This window comes from Nocardia sp. NPDC055053, from assembly GCF_053608285.1.
On the sequence record NZ_JBSGVD010000009.1, the window covers coordinates 170,862 to 188,144 of the forward strand.

12 protein-coding genes are annotated in these 17,283 nt (G+C 70.1%); 6 read left to right on the forward strand and 6 right to left on the reverse strand.

Annotation, left to right across the window (positions count from 1 at the left end):
* The first annotated feature begins 340 nt into the window (after window positions 1-340).
* Entirely contained in the window at window positions 341-1,705 is a 1,365-nt protein-coding gene (locus ACWF82_RS12445) for a polysaccharide biosynthesis protein (RefSeq protein WP_452500630.1), read from the forward strand.
* A gap of 275 nt (window positions 1,706-1,980) precedes the next feature.
* Here the strand turns inward: ACWF82_RS12445 and ACWF82_RS12450 are convergent, their stop codons facing one another.
* Window positions 1,981-3,180, reverse strand: a complete 1,200-nt coding sequence (locus ACWF82_RS12450; protein WP_452500631.1) for a DUF3068 domain-containing protein — start codon at window positions 3,178-3,180, stop codon at window positions 1,981-1,983.
* Window positions 3,181-3,326: 146 nt separating this feature from the next.
* Here ACWF82_RS12450 and ACWF82_RS12455 point away from each other — a divergent pair, with 146 nt between their 5' ends.
* Complete coding sequence (locus ACWF82_RS12455) at window positions 3,327-4,514, forward strand: acyltransferase family protein (RefSeq protein WP_452500633.1); 1,188 nt, start codon at window positions 3,327-3,329, stop codon at window positions 4,512-4,514.
* Here ACWF82_RS12455 and ACWF82_RS12460 read toward each other — a convergent pair.
* The 4 genes from ACWF82_RS12460 to ACWF82_RS12475 form a co-directional block, all read right to left on the reverse strand.
* Window positions 4,494-8,846 (reverse strand): alpha-(1->3)-arabinofuranosyltransferase, encoded by a 4,353-nt coding sequence (locus tag ACWF82_RS12460; RefSeq protein WP_452500757.1) that lies wholly within the window; start codon window positions 8,844-8,846, stop codon window positions 4,494-4,496. The two genes, ACWF82_RS12455 and ACWF82_RS12460, sit on opposite strands and share 21 nt — an antisense overlap.
* On the reverse strand, window positions 8,827-8,997 hold the full coding sequence (locus ACWF82_RS12465) for a DUF2613 domain-containing protein (protein ID WP_022566695.1): 171 nt from the start codon (window positions 8,995-8,997) through the stop codon (window positions 8,827-8,829). Before ACWF82_RS12465 ends, ACWF82_RS12460 begins: the two co-directional genes overlap by 20 nt.
* Window positions 8,998-9,064: 67 nt before the next feature.
* Window positions 9,065-10,255 carry an isochorismate synthase gene (locus ACWF82_RS12470; RefSeq protein ID WP_452500634.1) on the reverse strand — a complete coding sequence of 397 codons (1,191 nt, stop codon included), beginning with the start codon at window positions 10,253-10,255 and terminating at the stop codon, window positions 9,065-9,067.
* Window positions 10,256-10,312: 57 nt separating this feature from the next.
* Window positions 10,313-10,780, reverse strand: a complete 468-nt coding sequence (locus ACWF82_RS12475; protein ID WP_452500636.1) for a universal stress protein — start codon at window positions 10,778-10,780, stop codon at window positions 10,313-10,315.
* A 113-nt stretch (window positions 10,781-10,893) separates the two neighbouring features.
* On the opposite strand from ACWF82_RS12475, the gene ACWF82_RS12480 reads away from it, so the two are divergent.
* From ACWF82_RS12480 to ACWF82_RS12490, 3 genes are all read left to right on the forward strand, one after another.
* On the forward strand, window positions 10,894-12,063 hold the full coding sequence (locus ACWF82_RS12480; protein WP_452500638.1) for a glycoside hydrolase family 3 N-terminal domain-containing protein: 1,170 nt from the start codon (window positions 10,894-10,896) through the stop codon (window positions 12,061-12,063).
* Window positions 12,064-12,147: 84 nt separating this feature from the next.
* Window positions 12,148-12,747, forward strand: a complete 600-nt coding sequence (locus tag ACWF82_RS12485; RefSeq protein ID WP_022566692.1) for a TetR/AcrR family transcriptional regulator — start codon at window positions 12,148-12,150, stop codon at window positions 12,745-12,747.
* A gap of 77 nt (window positions 12,748-12,824) precedes the next feature.
* Window positions 12,825-14,012: a DUF5685 family protein gene (locus ACWF82_RS12490; RefSeq protein WP_452500640.1), complete on the forward strand. Its 1,188-nt coding sequence runs from the start codon at window positions 12,825-12,827 to the stop codon at window positions 14,010-14,012.
* A 7-nt stretch (window positions 14,013-14,019) separates the two neighbouring features.
* On the opposite strand, the gene ACWF82_RS12495 is transcribed toward ACWF82_RS12490, so the two are convergent.
* A complete protein-coding gene (locus ACWF82_RS12495) occupies window positions 14,020-15,882 on the reverse strand; it encodes a VanW family protein (RefSeq protein ID WP_452500641.1) in 1,863 nt (620 codons plus the stop codon).
* A gap of 320 nt (window positions 15,883-16,202) precedes the next feature.
* On the opposite strand from ACWF82_RS12495, the gene gnd reads away from it, so the two are divergent.
* Window positions 16,203-17,234: a phosphogluconate dehydrogenase (NAD(+)-dependent, decarboxylating) gene (gene gnd, locus ACWF82_RS12500; protein WP_452500643.1), complete on the forward strand. Its 1,032-nt coding sequence runs from the start codon at window positions 16,203-16,205 to the stop codon at window positions 17,232-17,234.
* The last annotated feature ends 49 nt before the right edge of the window (window positions 17,235-17,283 follow it).

The window sequence follows — 17,283 nt, forward strand, 5'->3', positions numbered from 1 at the left end:
TACGGTCATCGACGGCGGTGCCTCCACCTGGACCACCAGGTCGACTCCCCCGTCACGCCACTGCACCTTTGCGTGCCGTAGGTCCGGCGGGTCGGCTCTGTCCGTCTCCCGTCGTAGGGGTGATGTGGAGCGGTGCCCGCCTCGGTCCGGTGGTGGCCGTCGAGGCAATGGCGGTCGATTTCTCGGTGCCGCGGGCCTGCGGTGCGCAAGGTGAGCCCGGTTGGACTCACATTTTCGGGGTACTGGTGATGCGCGGGGAGTAGAGGTGCGACGATGGGGCGTGTCCTCGGTCCGTCGCCCCCCTGTCGTTGCTGACCTGACCTGGGTGACGGCCGGCGCGATGACCGCCAACGTCGCCGGGTACCTGCTGCAATTGCTGGCAGGCCGCTGGCTCGGTGTCACCGGGTACAGCGAGTTCGCGAGCCTGCTCGCGGTGCAGCTGCTGTGCGCCGTCCCCGCCCTGGCCATGCAGAACGTGGTGGCGCGCGAGGTCGTCCTCGGCGCCGACCTGCGCGCCGTGCGATCGATGCAGTGGCGCTGCGCCGCGCTCGTCGCCGCGGTCGCCGTGGTGCTGGTGCCGGTGGTCGCGGGTGTGCTGCACGTCGGCGTGTGGGCCGCCGCCGCCGCGCTCGGTGCCGCGCCCGCGCTGGTCGTGCTGTCAGGCGAACAAGGAATTCTGCAGGGCAGCAATCATTTCCGGGCGTTGGCCACGGTGCTCGCGATGGCCGGAACGGCCCGGGTGGCGCCCGCCCTTGTCGCACTCGCCCTCGGCGGCGGCGCGACCGGCGCACTGTGGGCAGGCGCGGCTGGCATCGTCTGCGCGGCCATTATCGCGGGCCGCATCGCCCGATCGACCGCGCACGCCCACGATTTAGGCGCCGTATCGGACAGGTCAACCCCTGCCGGGTCCGGCGCGCAATCGGGCGAATTGGCTGGAGCACCCGGGCAGGCAGGCGGGAGCGGACTCGATAGTGCCCTGTCGGCGGACGCGGGCTCGGCCACCCCGGAGCGCGGGTTGTCGGCGAAGGAAGGCGCGGGCGGATCGAAGCGCGGACCGGCAGCGGCCCGTGCGCGCCGGCCGATCGGTGTTCTTCCGGTGCTGCGTGCGGTTCAGGTACAGGCCGCGTTGATGGCGTTGTCCTCGGTGGATCTGATCGTGGTCCGCATCGTCCTCGACGACGTCGACGCGAGCCGCTACTCGCTGGGCACCATCGCAACGAAGATCGCGTTCTGGCTGCCGCAAGCGGTCGGTGTCGTGCTGTATCCGAGGATGGCCCAGCCCGCGCATTCGGCGCGTGCGATCCGCGACGCCCTCTCGGTGCTGTCGGTCATCGGTGTCGTCGCGGTGGTCGGCGCCGCGCTGGCAGCCCCACTCGCCCCGCTGTTCGCCGGGCAGGATTACGCCCCCATCCAGGGCATGCTGTGGGTGTTCGCCCTGCATGGCGCGATCCTCGCGGTCCTGCAAGGCGCCCTGCTCTCCGCGATCGCCGTGGAACGCACCGCCCTCGCCGCCGTCACCTGGATCGGCCTGGCCCTCGAGGTGACCCTGATGCTCACCTTCGCCCGCACGATCGGCACCCTGATCACCACCGCGGTCTCGGTAGCCGCCGTCACCACCGTGATCGTCGCGGTCGTCGTCCTGCGCACCGCCGCCCGCGGCACCACCCCTGGTTCGGCCCCCACCGTCACCAGAACCGCCTCGTAGTTCCACCGGACTGCGCACTGCCGCGATCCCGCTCACGCCGCCTTCGGACAACGCCGATTCGCGCGGAATATGAAGGCTGCCAGCCGGTTCGGTCCGCCGCCCGGCACCGTCCCGGTGGCTCCTCCTCGCTCGGGCGACAGCCGACTTCGGAGGCCGGCCTGGCTCCGCAGGTGTCCACATCCCTTGCGGATGGTTGGGGACGACCTCACCCGGCAACCGCTCACACGAAGAACGGCCCCGGTCGCGTGACCGGGGCCGTTCAAGGAGCACTGTCCTCAGCGACGTTTGTCGATGTCGATCTGTTCGGTAGGCGCGTCGTAATCACCGCGGGGGAACTGGGTGGTCGGCGCGTCGTCCTCGGCGTCCCACCGCGAGGTGGGGGTCTCGTCCGGGGCCGCCGTCGGAGCGGGGGTCGGGCGGGTGCCGCGCGGGCTGGCGTGGGCCGGGGCGCTGCCGCCGCGCAGGCCGAGGAACAGGCCGGCGAGCAGGGCGATCACGCCGAGGATGCCGAACACGATCGGCACGATGCGGCCGAACAGCGAGAGCTTGTCGGTGTTCTCCTTGGCGATCGCGATCTGCGACTCGACGGTCGCCTCGTCGAACACGATGTGCGACTTGAGCGCGGTCACCTCGGGCTTGTCCGCCGAGCGGGCGTAGAACAGGTGGATCGACTCGCCGCCCTTGATGACGGTGCCGGTCTGCGGCTCGACCCACAGGTCACGCACGTTGGTGTAGTAGCGGGTCATGGTGACCGGGGTGTCGGCGGGCACGTCGGTCACGCCCCACTTCGACGCGGGCAGGGTCAGCCGGTTGGCGGGCGCCTGCACGACGTCCCAGGTGCTGGTGACCGGCGCGGTCATCTGGAAGTGGTAGACCTTCGTGCTGTTGATCTCGGTCTCTTCGATGAAGTTCGCGTCGAAGGACTTGCGCACGTTGATGTCGAAGTACGGGTAGGTCTTCTGCTCGGTGCCGATCGGGAAGCGGTAGCCGAGGCCGGTGTGCTGCACCGGCTCCATGACGCTGCCGTCCTTGTTGACGGTGACCGCGATCGAGCCGTTGGGCTCGGTGTCGACCGGCATGCCGGTGGTGCGCGAGATGGTGACCCGGTCGATGGTCGCGGTGAGCAGCCCGGTGTCGCCCTGCACGTCGGTGCGGCGCAGCGTCTGGCCTGCCTGCAGCGTCATGTCGTTCGCGTCGGAGGGCTCCTCGACGGTGACGAAGCGCTGGGAGATCAGCGGCACGTCCTTGTTCACGACGGCAGGCCCGTCGCCGGTGGTCAGCGACTTGGAGTCGAGGACGAGGCTGTCCTCACCCTTCTGGTTCTCCGCGATCGTGGTGATCTCGAGGTCGAGCGGAGTCTTGGCCACCTTGCTCACGGTGTAGGTGGGGATCATCAGCGCGGCGACGAGTAATGCCGCGCCCAGACCCACGAGCACGCAGGCGACCGTCCTTCTGGTACCGGCACTCAGTGCCATGCAAACTCTCCTCGTCGTTCGAACACGGATCCTCCGGTGGTCTGGTATTGCACCCTAGGCCCTCGTGAGCCCCGACACTAACAGCCCGGCCCTTCAAGGTGCGGCCCTGCGCCCGGTAAATCGCCGACCGGGCAAAATGGGGGGCGATGACAACCGCCACCGCCCCCGTTCCCGCTCCGCGCGCCTTCATTCCCGCATTGGAAGGCATGCGTGGGATGGCCGCGCTCGGTGTCTTGCTCACCCATGTCGCGTTCCAGACCGGAACCGGCAAGGTCGCGGTGCTCGGCCCGATCCTGGAGCGCTTCGACATGGCGGTCGCCGTGTTCTTCGCGCTGTCGGGTTTCCTGCTGTGGCGCCCGCACGCGGCGGTGGCGCACGGCATGGGCGCCGCGCCGACGACCGGCCGCTACCTGCTGCATCGCCTGATGCGCATCGTGCCCGCGTACTGGGCCGTCGTGGTGTTCGTGCTGCTGTTGCTGCCCGGCGCGGCGCAGTCGGCGAACCTGCGGGTGTGGGTGTCGAATCTGTTCCTGCTCCAGGTATTCGTCCCGCTGACGCTGACCGAGGGCCTCACCCAGATGTGGAGCCTGTCGGTGGAGGTGGCCTTCTATCTGGTGCTGCCGCTGCTGGCCTGGTCGATCGTGTGGTTGCGTGGCCCGGCGGCCCGCAGGCGGGTGCCCGTGCTCTGCGGGCTGATCGCGGTGAGCCTGACCTGGAACCTGTGGCCGGTGCCGACGCCGGACGCCATCCACGCCGACAACTGGCTGCCCGGCTACCTGCCGTGGTTCGCGGCGGGCATGGTGCTCGCCGAGCTGATCCACCAGGTCAGGCCCGGCACCTGGTGGGGCAGGCTGTTCTCGTCACAGCCGCTGATGTGGACGCTGGCGCTGGCCGCGTTCCTCGTCTCGGCGACCGAGTTCGGCGGTCCGGCCGGTCTCGAACGCGCCGAGCCGTGGCAGTACGCGATGAAGATGCTGCTCGGCATGATCATCGGGTTCGGTCTGCTCGCCCCCCTGGTCCTGCGCCCGGCCGACGCGCCACCGCACCGCTGGCTCGAATCGCCGACCGCCCTCACCCTCGGCCGCTGGTCCTACGGCATCTTCCTCTGGCACCTCGTCGTGCTGACCATGGTCTTCCCGGTGTTCGGCATCCTGCCGTTCAGCGGCCAGTTCGGCTATGTCCTCGTGCTGACCACCGCGCTGACCATGCCGCTCGCCGCCGCGAGCTTCGCCCTGATCGAGGACCCGGCACGTCGGCTGGCCCGGCGCGTGGACAAGGCGGCGGCCGCTCGCAAGCAGGCCAAGCAGCACGCCTCAGCGCCGTCGACGCGGTAGCGCCGCGACGCCGACCGCGATGACAGCGATGACGGCGGGCGCCTGCGCCCACAGCGAGCCACCCATATAAGGCGTCCCCGAACGCCAGGTCCCCGTCGACAGCACGGCCGCCGAGATCAACGTCCCGAGCCCGGCCACCCACGGCAGCGCCTTGGCCGTCAGCGCGGGCCGGAAGCGACTACAACCCAGCGCGATCAGCGTGAACACCGCGCCCACCGGCCCCGAAACCACCGTGACCACACCCGTCAGCCCGACCGCGGCGGCCCACCGAACACCCCACGTCACCGGCGCCGGACCGGTATCGGCCATCTCGCGCCGCCGCGGAATCGCCAGCAGCACCAGCGGAATCAACAGCAGCAGACCGCCGAAGATGGCCAGCCGGTACCAGCGGTCGGCCGGGAACGACACGGTGATCTCCCCGGTCGTGCCCGCCGGGACGACCCACGCCTGCTGCCAGCCGTCGACCACCACCGGCGACAGCTCCCGCCCGTCGGCGGTGTGCGCCTCCCAGCCGACATTCGTGCTGAGCGGCAGGACGAGCAACCGCGTGCCGGGCGCGGTGGGGGCCTGCGCGATCGGATCGGTGCGGATCAACCGCAGCCGGTCGACCGTGAACAGCTCGGTCGGCACGACGGTGAGGTCGGGATGCCCGGGCAGCAGCTCGATATCGGCCGCGTCCTCCATGCACGCTCGCGCGGAAACCGGTGCGCCGGAACGGAGTTCGTCGGCGGTAGCGGTGATGGTGGTGTGCACGGTGCGGCCGCCGATCGCGATCACCGGCCCGTCCGCGCAGTCGATGGTGACGAGCCGATCGCCCGCGGCGGGCGCCGGGTACTCGGGGCCGAGTACCTCCACCTCGGCGAGTCCGGCGGGCTGGGAGAGCACGAAGCCGAGCGCGGTGCGGTCGAGCACCTCGTTCCAGCTCTGGATGCTGATCTCGACGCGGTCGGTGACCGTGGGGTACAGCGAGATCCGGGCGGGCTCGCCGTGTTCGCGCTCGGGAAGTTCACGGAACTGCGGACCGTTGCCGAGGTTCACCATGACGGCGGTGGCGGTCGCGGGCAATCCGCCGAGCGCGGTGGTGAGGTCGAGCCCGGTGACCTCGGTTGGCTCCGGAAGTTCCAGCACCAGTGTGGGTTTGGCACCCGCGAGACCGCGGACGGTCGATTCGGGTGCGGTCCAGGTGGTCTTCGGATCGCCGTCGGTGGCGGCGAACGCGGCGCCGCGCAGGTCGGCGACATCGGCCTTGCCGCGCGCCACCGGCCGGGTGTGGTCGGTGAGCAGCGCCTCCAGCGCGGGGCCTGGCCTGGTGCGGACGGTCAGCTCGGTGGTGGCGGTGAGCGGTTCGGGGACCGAGAGCGTGCGGCCGAAGACACCGGGCTCCTCGGCGGGCAGCCCGAGGCCCTTGCTGCAGTGCACCCGGTCGGGACCGTCGAAACATGCACTGCGGCCGGGGAACTCCTGCCCGAGATCCCATCCGGTGACCTTCGTGCCCGGCGCGACATCGGGAAGCACGACGCGATGCCGGATATCCACACGCACCGGCGCGTCCCGCACCGTGTAGTCGTCGAGGGTGAGCTCGCTGATCCCGAATTGACCACCGCTGGTGCCGGTCTCGGTGCGCGCTGCGGTGATCATCACCCAGTCGGTCTTGCCCGCGGGCAGCGGAACCGTCACGGGCGCACCGGGTTCGGTGATCCGCGCCGACACGGTGCCACGCGAGGTGCGGACCTCCACCCACTTCACCGGATCGCCCAGCGCGGCCGCCGTGGTGGTGAAGCGCAGTGAGCCGGTGGTGATCGGCATGTCGAGATCGAGCCGGAGCCATTGTCCGAGTGCGGATTCGGCGCCGTTGCTGATCCAGGCGGTGCTCGGATCACCGTCCACCGCGGCGGCGGTGGAGCTTCCTGGCGCCGAGCCACCGATCTGGGTGGCGTCGGCCGCGGAGCTGGACGCGGTGACCTTCGCGCCCGACCACTCGCCGCGCACCAGCGGCGTGCCGTCGACCGGGTAGTCGGGCACCAGATTGTGGGTGCGGCGCGCGTCGTCGGCGGCGCGCACCGCGGAGTTGTGATTGTCCACCCGGCCGAAGTCGGTCTCGCGGTCCATCGGCGTATCGGTCAGCAGCGTCGGTTTCGGCGGCAGCCCGGCCCGCGCGGCATCGGCAGCGAGAAGCACGGGGGCCGTGGGGTTTCCGGTATCGCGCCGGATCCGCTCCAGCACTTCGGGGCCGCCCTGGACGACCGGCACCGAATCCAGTGCGACGGTGTACGCGCCGGGGAACCCGGGCGGCGCGCCGGTGCCGCTGCGCACATCGGCTGGGGTGCCCGGCGGGGGCACCTCGACCCGGTAGATCTCGATCGCCGGATAGGCGGGTTGCAGATCGTTGTCGACGACCAGCCCGGCGTCCGCCGCGCGCGGCCCGATCAGGTCACCGAATTCGGCGACTTTCGTCAGCCCCGGCGACCCCTCGATCGCGCGGTGCGCCAGCATCGGCCGGGTCGATCGGGAGGTCTCGGGGTCGAGGTCGTTGCGCAGCACCAGAACTCCGATGCCCTGGTCGGCGAGGGTGGCGGCGAGTCCGGTCGACGGCCTGCCGTCGGCGATGAGCCGCTGCACCGAATCCATCGCGCGGATGGTGCCCGGCGGGTTCAACGGGACCGAATCGCGCACGGCCCAGGGCGTACTCGCCAGGGCCTGCAAGGGTTCGTCGCGGGTGAGTCCCCAGATCTGGCTGCCGAACGGCGCTCCGGGCACGACCAGCGCGCGGGTGTCGGCGGCATTGTCGGCCAGCCAGTCCGCGGTCTCGGTCCAGTACGCGGGCACCTCGTCGTAGGCGCCGCGCGGTGCGAGCTTGCCGGTCCACGCCAGCGAGGTGGCGAGGGCGAGCGCGGCCAGGATCAAGGCGGCGACGGCGACGAGCCTGTCCCGCTCGGGGTGGGCGAACGTATTGCGCCACTCCCGCAGCGGCACCGAGGCGGGCAGTGGCACCCGGCCGAGCAGGTGCGCCAGGCCGATCACCAGCGGCAGCCGGATCAGCGGCTCCAGCTTGTGCACATTGCGCAGCGGGGCGCCGCCCGAGTCGAGGAACACCCGCACCGACTCGGCGAACGGGCCACCGAGCGTACCGACGTATCCGGCGCAGATCCCCGCCAGACCCACCAGCAGGATCAACGCGAACCGACCCCGATACGGCATCGACGACTTGGCGAGCCCAGCCATACCCGCCGCAGCGAGCAGCCCGGTCGCCAGCACCGCCGCGGGCTGGGTGACCAGCACCGCGCCCGCGATGCGCTCGGGTGACACGAATGGCGTCCAGCTGTCCGTGCCACGCAGCACCTCGCTCAGCGAGGCCCACTGCGTCGTCACCCCCGATGACTCGATGTAGTCGAGGAACGGCGGGCTCACCTTGCCGAGCAGCAGCAGCGGCACCACCCACCAGAACGTCGCCAGCACCAGCAGCGGAATCCAGGCCGCCGTGAACCGCCACCACCGCCGATTCGGCCGGTACGAGGCCCACCACAGCGCGGCGGGCAGGAACGCGGCCACCGTCGCTACCGCGTTCACCGAGCCCATCAGGGCCAGCGCGAGCGCACTACCGGCCGGAGAGAGCGCACCACCACGCCCCACAGCCCGAACCGACTTGCCCACACCCCGGTCACCGTGCGTCTTCGCTGCTGAGCCCTGGTCGCGGTGGCTCGCCGCACCCTGGTCGCTGTGCGTGGTCGCTGTCGGTTCCCGTTCACCGGGCGCAGCTTCCCCCGCACCCCGTCGATTCCGCACCGCGACACCCAGCGCGGCGGGCGCGAGCAGCACCCACGGCGCCAGCATCATCGGCAGCGTTTCCGAGGAGATCGAGCCGAGCGTGGTCAGCACCCGCGGCGACAACGCGAACGCGATACCGGCGATCACCCGCGACCCGCGCGCGCCGATCCCCAGCGTCTCGCACAGCTTGACGATCCCCCAGAAACCGGCGAGCAACAGCAGCGCCCACCAGACGCGCTGAGTCACCCACGCGGGCAGGTTCAGCAGATGCCCGGCGGAGAAGAAGGTGCCGTGCGGGAAGAAGTAGCCGTAGGCCTGGTTCTGCACCTGGCCCATCGGAGCCTGACTGCTCCACAGGTGCGATGCCCGCGCGAGGAAACCCAGCGGGTTCTGGGCGAGGTCGTATTTGGTGTCCGCGACGGTGAGCCCTGGCGCCTGCGCGAACGTCAGGACGAAGGCGGCTACGACCGTGCCGACGAACCAGCGCCAACCCAGTGGAGCCGTGTCCGGTTGCCCCGATAGGGGGCGTGACGCGCCGGCGTCGGACTCAGCGGCTGCCGTATTCAGGGGCGTTGAGCAGCGAGGAGTCCTTGTCACCGCTGCGGTCGATCGAGGGCGCCGTGTTCTGCTGCACCGCTGCCGTGATCGCGAAGACGGCGATTGCGCTCAGCAGGGCGCCGCCGACCGCGCTGGCAACAGCCGGAACAGCAAACTTCATCGCGCACTCCAATACGCTCGACGCCGGGGTGGTACTGCGGCCAACCTAGCAGGTGCGGCCCTTCAGGTCAGTCTTCGGGCACGTGGCAATCCAGCGCGCCGAGCAGCGTCCGGAATTTGGCGGTCGTCTCGGCGAGCTCGGCCCGCGGATCGGAGGCGGCGACGATCCCGCCGCCCGCACTCGCCCGCAGCGTGCGGCGGTCGGCCGCGAGCTCGGCGCCGCGGATGGCGACCACCCATTCGCCGTCGCCGTCGTCGGCGCACCAGCCGACCGCGCCGCCGTAGAAACCGCGCTGTGGTTCGTCGGCGACGATCGCGTCCAGCGCGGCGCCGAAGGGCGTCCCGTTGACGGCCGGTGTCGGATGCAGCAGCAACGCCAGGTCCAGCGCCGTCGTCGACGGGTCGCGCAGCACGCCGTGGATAGGCGTGGCCAGGTGCCAGACCTGTCCGGTACTCAGCAGTTCCGGCGCGTCCGGAATGTGAAGTTCGGCGCAGACCGGTTCCAGCTGCTGCCTGATCCACTCGATCACGAACGCGTGCTCGTCGTGGTTCTTGGCGCTCGACAGCAATGCGCGCGCCTGCGCGGCATCGGCCTCCGGATCGGCGCGCCGGGGGAGGGTGCCCGCCAGCGGCCGCAGGCTGACGCGGGCACCGTGGCGCGCGACCAGCACCTCCGGGGTGGCGCCGAGCAGGATCTCGCCGGGCCTGCCTGCCACCGACAGGTCGGCCACGTACACACTCGCCGTCGGATGCCTGGTCAGCAGGTACCCGGCCAGCACCTCCGGATCGAGCGGCGCCTCGGCTTCGAGCACCATGCTGCGTGCGGCCACGACCTTGCGCAACTCGTTCGCGGGGTCGCCGAGCTGCTCGACCAGTTTGGTCACGCGCGCGATGTGCTCTGCGGGACTGGGTATTTCGCGGATGACCCGCACGTCCGGCAGCTCCGGCAAAGCCGCAGGCCGCCACGGGCCCGCGGTGTGCACCGCTGTCTCGGGCTGCCAGAGCGCCGCGGGCTCCCTCGGATCGAACGGCAGTGCTCCGACGATCAGCCTCGGCGCCGGTTCGTCGATGTGCCGCTGTCCCCGGCTGGGAACCGGCGACTCGCCGGATCGCGGTGTGGACTCGGCCGCCGCGCTGTAGTCAGCCCCGTCCTGCCAGCCACGCAACGCCGCGACAGCCTGCCGCGGGTCGGAGTAGGACGCGCGCACACCCGTGGCCACCAGCACGGCATCAGGTCGAGCGAGCAGGAACGGTTCCATGGTGCTTCGACCATAACGCCGGCACCACCCCCGCCGGTCGGCGGAGCGAGCGAACTCTCAGTGCTCGGGCGGCACCAGGAAGACCGGCCGGTGTCCGTGCTTGAGCACCGCCTCGGCGACGCTGCTGTGCAGCAGCGCGCGCAGCCCGGTCGAGCCCCGGGTACCGGCGACGATGATGTCGACATCGAGCTCGTCGGCGCAGTCGACGATCGCGTTCCAGATCGTGGTCGTGCACTCGACGGTCCGTGGCTCGGCATCGATTCCGGCCAGTTTGGCCAGGTGCACGCCCTCGGCGTTGATCTTGCGGGCATCGGTGTAGGCGATGTCCTCGATCTCCTCGTCGGGAACCCAGTCCGGTTGCATCACCCCGGCCAGCCCGGAGATCCGGGCGGCCTGGCGCACCATCGGCTCCCAGGCGGTGAGCAGGATCGCGCGCTCGGCGGAGAGGAAGCGGCCCGCGTACTCGACGGCGCGCTTGGCGTGTTCGGAACCGTCGTAGGCGATGAGCATCCGATCGCAAGCCATGACGACCTCCTGCGCTGGTCCAGCGTCTGTTCCCACAGATTACCCCCGCCTTCGGCGAATCAATCGCACACCGGTGACGCGGTTCCGCCGCGAACCCGGCTACCGTGGAGCACATGCGGAAATCGCCTGTGGTCGTGTTCGCAGTCCTGGCCGCCGTCACCACCGCCTGTTCGGGAGGTTCGTCGCCTGAGACGACCACCGCGGCGACCGGCACCGGCCTTCCCACGTCGTCCCCCGCGGATGCGCCCGCGACGGGCGCCCCAGCCCAAAGCCCATGTGGCACGGACTATCTCGCGAAATTCACCCAGCGCGAGAAACTCGCCCAGCTGCTGACCGTCGGCATCACCGGCTCTGCCGACGCCACGAATGTGGTGACCACCGAGCAGGTCGGCGGCATCTTCATCGGCAGCTGGACCGATCCGGGGCTGATGGACAAGGCCCAGCTCGACGCCGTGAAGGCGCTGGCCAAGGCGCCGCTGATGGTGACCATCGACGAGGAGGGCGGCCGCGTCTCGCGCGCGAAGAACGTGATCGGCGCGATCCCGTCGGCCCGCGTGATCGCCCAGACCCAAACCGCGGACCAGTACTACCAAAACACGCTGACCAGGTCGCAGTCGCTGAAAGACCTGGGTATCACGGTGAACTTCGCCCCCAGTGTCGACGTGAGCAGCCAGCCCGACGACAGCGTCATCGGTGACCGCTCCTTCAGCGACGACCCGCAAGTGGTGACCGAATACGCCGGCGCCTACATCCGCGCGGCCAACGAGGTCGGCCTCGGCTCGGTCATCAAGCATTTCCCCGGTCACGGCTCGGGTTCCGGTGACTCGCACACCGGGGCGGTCCGCACGCCGCCGCTGTCGGAGTTGCAGGACAAGGACCTGGTCCCGTTCCGCGAACTGGTGAACTCCGGCGCCGCGGTGATGGTCGGCCACCTGGACGTGCCGGGGCTGACCGAACCCGATGTGCCCGCGAGCATCAGCCCGGCCGCGATGACGCTGCTGCGTGAGGGCACCGGCTACGGCGCGCCGCCGTTCGACGGCCCGATCTTCACCGACGATCTCGGTGGCATGGCGGCCATCACCGCCCGCATGTCGATCGCCGACGCGGTCGAGGCTTCGCTGGTCGCCGGCGCCGACAATGCCCTGTGGATCAGTACCGACGCGGTGCCCCAGGTGCTCGACCGTTTGGAACAGTCGGTGGCGAGTGGCAAACTGCCCGCCGACCGGGTCGACGCCTCGGTGCTGCGGATGGCGCGCTACAAGGGCGCCCCGCTGGGCTGCTGAGGCGTCCGGCGACTATGTGGCAAATGGGTACCCCTGATCTTACCTTGGAGTAAGATAGGGGTTCACCCTGCGGTAGGAGAGTGGATGGCAGGCGGGACGAAGCGACTTCCCCGGGCGGTTCGTGAGCAACAGATGCTCGACGCCGCTGTCGAGGTGTTCGCGCGCAAGGGCTTCCACGACACCTCGATGGACGCGATAGCGGCCGAGGCGAAGATCTCCAAGCCCATGCTCTACCTGTATTACGGCTCCAAGGACGAGTTGTTCCGCGCCTGCATCCAGCGCGAGGGCCTCCGCTTCATCGAGGCCGTCGCGCCCGCGGGCAACCCGCAACTCACCCCGCACGAGCAGGTCCGCACGGCACTCGAGGGCTTCCTCGATTTCGTCGACCGCAACCGCCAGTCCTGGCAGGTGCTCTACCGGCAGGCAATCGGCCAGCAAGCTTTCGCCTCGGAAATCGATAACGCGCGCGAACGCGTCATCGAGCTCACCGCGAAACTGCTCGAATCCAGTGCCAAGCACGCCGATCCAGGGACCAATTTCGAAGTCGTCGCCGCGGCGGTGATCGGGGCGGGCGAGGCGATCGCCGACCGGGTCGCGGGCGGCCGGATCGAAGTGGCCGAGGCGGTCGACCTCCTCGACGATCTGGCCTGGCGCGGCCTGGCAGGTCGCAAGAAACCGGAGTAGCGCTTGCGGCAACCCCGTCGGCCTGCCATCGTGCACGGCTAGAAGATCCATGACAGACGGGGCGGGAAGTGTTCGGTGTGTTGAAGCCGTGTGCGCACGGCGCGGCGAAATATGGCATCGATCCGGGGCAGTGGCAGGCGCACATGTGCGGCCTGTGCCTGGGTCTGCGCGACGGCCACGGTCAATTGGCCCGCGCCGCGACCAATACCGACGCGATCGTGCTGAGCGTGCTCACCGAAGCCCAAACCGGCGATGCCGGCGCGCGCACCACCGCGGGACCATGCCCGCTGCGCGGCATGCGCCGGGCGTCGGTGGTCGCGGCGAACGCGCCGGGGGTGCAGCTGGCCGCGACGGCGTCATTGCTGTTGGGGGCGGCTAAGATTCGCGATCATGTCGACGACGGGGACGCCGCCGCGCTCGCCCGCAGGCCCATGCGCCGGGTGTCGTCAACCTGGGCGGCCCGTGCGCAGGAGCAGGCAGCGCAGATCGGCCTCGACGTGCAGCCGATGCTGGCCGCGATCGCCACGCAGTCGGCCCTCGAGACGCGGGCAGCAGGTACAGGCATATCGCCCCTGGCTGAGATCACCCTCGATGACCTGACCGGCCCGACTCAACTCTGTACCGCCACCCTGTTCGGTCACACCGCGACGCTGGCCGGTCGCCCGGAAAACGTTGTCGCACTACAGGAGATCGGCCGCCACGTCGGCCGCGTCGCCCACCTGGCCGACGCCATCGAAGACCTCGAACGCGACCGAGCCCGCGGCCGCTTCAACCCCCTCGACGCCACCGGCACCGATATGCCCCGCGCCTACCACCTGGTCCGCGAGAGCGAAACAGCCATCCGCCACGCCGCCGCCGAAGCCGAGCTCGACCAGCTCCCGACGGTGCGCTGGGCACTGCTCGACCCGCTGTCGGCCCTGCTGCGCCGCCTCGGCCAGGGGCTCGGGCTAGCGGTCGGCCATGTCTGCCGCACTTCGACTGTCGCCCAGCGGCATTCGCCCTATCAGTTCCCCTCCCCGCCGGGTCGGCGCCCGAACCGGCCCGGCCCACTGAAGGCGGGCGGGCTGATCCTTGGCGTCTACTGCACCGGTGTGGCCTGCTGTGCCGACCACACCAGCCCGTGCACCGGCGAGGAGAAGGAAGCCTGGGCCAAGCGGTGCGACTGCGGCAGTTGCTGCGACTGTGGAGAGTGTTGCGGCAACTGCTGCAGCTGCTGTGGCGAGGACGGCTGCTGCGGCGACTGCGGCTGCGATTGCAACTGCTAGGAAACCCTCACTCGCACTTCACGATCGGGATCGGGTCGTACTTCACCGTCCTGGTGTGCCGCGACACCTGGGCGCCGGTCTTGCGATCGGTGATCACCCTGGTATCGGAGATGGTGAACCCGGGCGCGCCCTCGGAGGCGATGCAGTCCTTGCCCTTGGGCAGGGTGATCTCGGTGGGCTCGGTCGGCTTCGACTTCTCGCCGGTGATCGACTCCACCTCGACGGTCTTGGTGCCCCACAGCCGCACGGTGATGTCCGAACCCGTCGCGACGGTCTCGATGTAGATACCGGACGTGCTGTTGTTGCGGAACGCCAGATCGATCGCCCCGTCGAACACGGTGGCTTCGCGCGCCGCCGGGTACCGTGAGATGTAGTAGCTGTGCTCGGTGTGGCCCGCGTCTTCCATGCCTGCGAAGTAGGCCGCGTTGTAGAGCGTGGTGGCGAACTGGCTGATGCCGCCGCCGACCGCGGTGCTCGGCCTGCCCTTGTCGATGATGCCGGACTCGACATAGCCTTCCGCGGCGGTGCGCGGACCGGTGAACTCGTTGAGCGAGAACGTCTCTCCCGGTTTCACCACCGCGCCGTTCACCTTCGCGGCGACGGTGCGGATGTTCACGCCGGACGGGCCGCTGAAGCCACCGGTGGTGAACTGGCCGACCATCTCGTTGACGCCGAGCCCGGTGGCTGCCTCGGTGGTGAGCTTCGGCTCGATGCGCTGATAGACGGCCTCGGCTGTCCGGTCGCCGGGCTTGGCCAGCAACGCGGGTAGCTTCTCCAGCGTCTTCGGCCAGTCGACCTTGTTGCCGACCACGGCGGGCACCACCGTCGGCTTGCCGGCGCCGACGGTGAAGGTGGCGTCCTTCGGTTCCACCTCGGAGGCCGCCAATTGCGGTGCGAGCACAGCGATCACGGCGTCGTTGTCGATCTTCGGCGCCAGTCCGCCGTTCCCGTCGGGAACGAAGCTGAGCACGCTCGCGATCTGCTCGGGGGCGAGCACTGCGCGAGAATCCTTGCCGCTCACCGTGATCGGCGACGCGACGGCGGGGGTGGCGATGTCACGCAGCGCGGCCTGCACCGCTTCGTTGCGCACCGCGACGGGCGCGGCCACCACCGGCAGGTCCAGTTCGTTGCTCGAAGCCCAGCGCTCGATGATCGTGGTGCGGGCGGCGTCGGTCTCGAGCACCCGGCCTGGCACCGGCGCGACCGCGACCGGCCTGCCGTTCTCGAACCGCACCGTGCCTTCGACGGTCGGGTTGTCGTGCACCCGGAAACCGGCGAGCTGCTGATCGAGCGCGGCCGCGTCGACCGTGCTCGCCACCCCGACGTCGCGGGAGCCGAAGAGAGAGATCAGCCGGGTCACCGGGTTGATCGGCTGGTCGCCGACGGCGTCCCAGGTGCGGTCCCAGTCCACGGCGAGACCGGCGGCGGAGGGCACCATGGTTGCCCGCACGTCACCGATGCGGACCGGGAGCGGGCGATCGGCCTTGGGGCTGAGCTGGCTGTGCAGTAAGGCGTCGGCCTCTGCCTTGTCCATCCCGCCGACGTCGACGCCCGCGATGACGACACCGCGCGGCACGTCACCGGCGCTGAGCGCCAGGTCGGCCAGGTAGGCCGCGGTGCCGATGGCGAGAACGGCGCCGACGGCGATGCCGATCCGCTTGGTCAGCTCGGGGATGTCGGAGCCGGTCGGCGGCTGCGCGCCGGTGGGTGGGGGCGCGGGCGACCAGCGATCGCGGGTCACGGTGGTGATTGGCTGGGTGGGCAGGGCGGTGGTGTCGGCATCGAAAGTGCGATTTGCTTCGAGCAGCTTGCGTAGTCCGACCTCGCCCCTCCGGTCGGCCGGTTGTCCGGCGTTCGACTCGCTGGGCACGGAGGTCCTTCCGTTGGGTGTTATGGCGTCGTCCTTGATCAGGTGCGCCCGGCCCCATTGTTTGCGGGGCCCCGGCCAAGGGTAATGGTGTTCGTCGCCCTCGGCACCCTGGCAACAGGAAGGCTCCGCGTAGTTGCCGGGTCGGGGGTCTGGCAACTACACGGAGCCGATCTGTTTATCGGCGCCCGTTCCGGGGCGTTACAGCCTGTTTCCGAGGAGTTTCGCGGCGCCCACGGACGCCGCCCTGCGGGCTGGTGGGGCCACCCGGGACAATCTGACGTGAGACTCGACACCAGGTACCGGACAACGAGGGAGAACTGATGCAGCTGGGAATGATCGGCCTCGGCCGGATGGGCGCCAATATCGTGCGCCGCATCGTGCGGGACGGGAACACCGCTGTCGGTCACGAACGCCATCAGGGTCACATCGACGAGCTGGAGAAGGAGCTCGGCGACAGCTTCAAGGGCAGCACCGACCTGAAGGAATTCGTCGCCATGCTCGACGCGCCCCGCGTCGTCTGGGTGATGGTCCCGGCCGGTGCGACCGGTGCCGTCGTCGACGATCTGGCCGAGCTGCTCGAGCCGGGCGACATCATCATCGACGGCGGTAACAGCCGCTACCACGAGGACATCAAGCGCGCGAAGGCGCTGGCGCCCAAGGGCATTCACTACCTAGATGTCGGCACCTCCGGCGGCGTGTTCGGCCTGAAGCGCGGCTTCTGCCTGATGATCGGCGGCGAACAGGAGCAGGTGCGCTACCTCGAGCCGCTGTTCAAGTCGATCGCCCCCGGTGTAGACGCGGCACCGCGCACCCCCGGTCGCACCGGCGAGCCGACCCCGGCCGAGCAGGGCTGGCTGCACTGTGGTCCGGCCGGTGCGGGCCATTTCGTGAAGATGGTGCACAACGGCATCGAGTACGGCGCGATGGCCGCCTACGCCGAGGGCCTGAACATCCTCCAGCACGCGAACATGGGCGCCGACCACGGCGGCGGCGAGCACTCGGCGGAGGAGACCCCGCTCGAGCACCCCGAGTACTACCAGTTCGACCTGGACATTCCGGACATCACCGAGGTGTGGCGCCGCGGTTCGGTCGTCGCGTCCTGGCTGCTCGACCTCACCGCGGGCGCCCTGTACGCCGACCCGAACCTGGACGGGTTCAGCGGTCGCGTGTCGGACTCCGGCGAGGGTCGCTGGACGATCGACGCCGCCATCGACACCGCAGTGCCGGTTCCGGTGCTGTCGGCGGCCCTGTTCCAGCGCTTCTCCTCGCGCGGTGAGGCCCTCTACGCCGACAAGATGCTCTCGGCGATGCGCAAGGCGTTCGGCGGCCACAACGAGCTGCCGGAGAAGTAGCCCGTCGAGGCCTCTTGACGCTCACCACCGGCCTTCCGTCGCCCGACGG

What these genes read in the sequence shown, in the direction of transcription:
- ACWF82_RS12450 (WP_452500631.1), bottom strand. Translation starts at nt 3,180, where the DNA reads ATGGCACTGAGTGCCGGTACCAGAAGGACGGTCGCCTGCGTGCTCGTG.
- ACWF82_RS12485 (WP_022566692.1), top strand. Translation starts at nt 12,148, where the DNA reads ATGGCAGGCGGGACGAAGCGACTTCCCCGGGCGGTTCGTGAGCAACAG.
- gnd (WP_452500643.1), top strand. Translation starts at nt 16,203, where the DNA reads ATGCAGCTGGGAATGATCGGCCTCGGCCGGATGGGCGCCAATATCGTG.
- ACWF82_RS12470 (WP_452500634.1), bottom strand. Translation starts at nt 10,255, where the DNA reads ATGGAACCGTTCCTGCTCGCTCGACCTGATGCCGTGCTGGTGGCCACG.
- ACWF82_RS12475 (WP_452500636.1), bottom strand. Translation starts at nt 10,780, where the DNA reads ATGGCTTGCGATCGGATGCTCATCGCCTACGACGGTTCCGAACACGCC.
- ACWF82_RS12455 (WP_452500633.1), top strand. Translation starts at nt 3,327, where the DNA reads ATGACAACCGCCACCGCCCCCGTTCCCGCTCCGCGCGCCTTCATTCCC.
- ACWF82_RS12445 (WP_452500630.1), top strand. Translation starts at nt 341, where the DNA reads ATGACCGCCAACGTCGCCGGGTACCTGCTGCAATTGCTGGCAGGCCGC.
- ACWF82_RS12480 (WP_452500638.1), top strand. Translation starts at nt 10,894, where the DNA reads ATGCGGAAATCGCCTGTGGTCGTGTTCGCAGTCCTGGCCGCCGTCACC.
- ACWF82_RS12465 (WP_022566695.1), bottom strand. Translation starts at nt 8,997, where the DNA reads ATGAAGTTTGCTGTTCCGGCTGTTGCCAGCGCGGTCGGCGGCGCCCTG.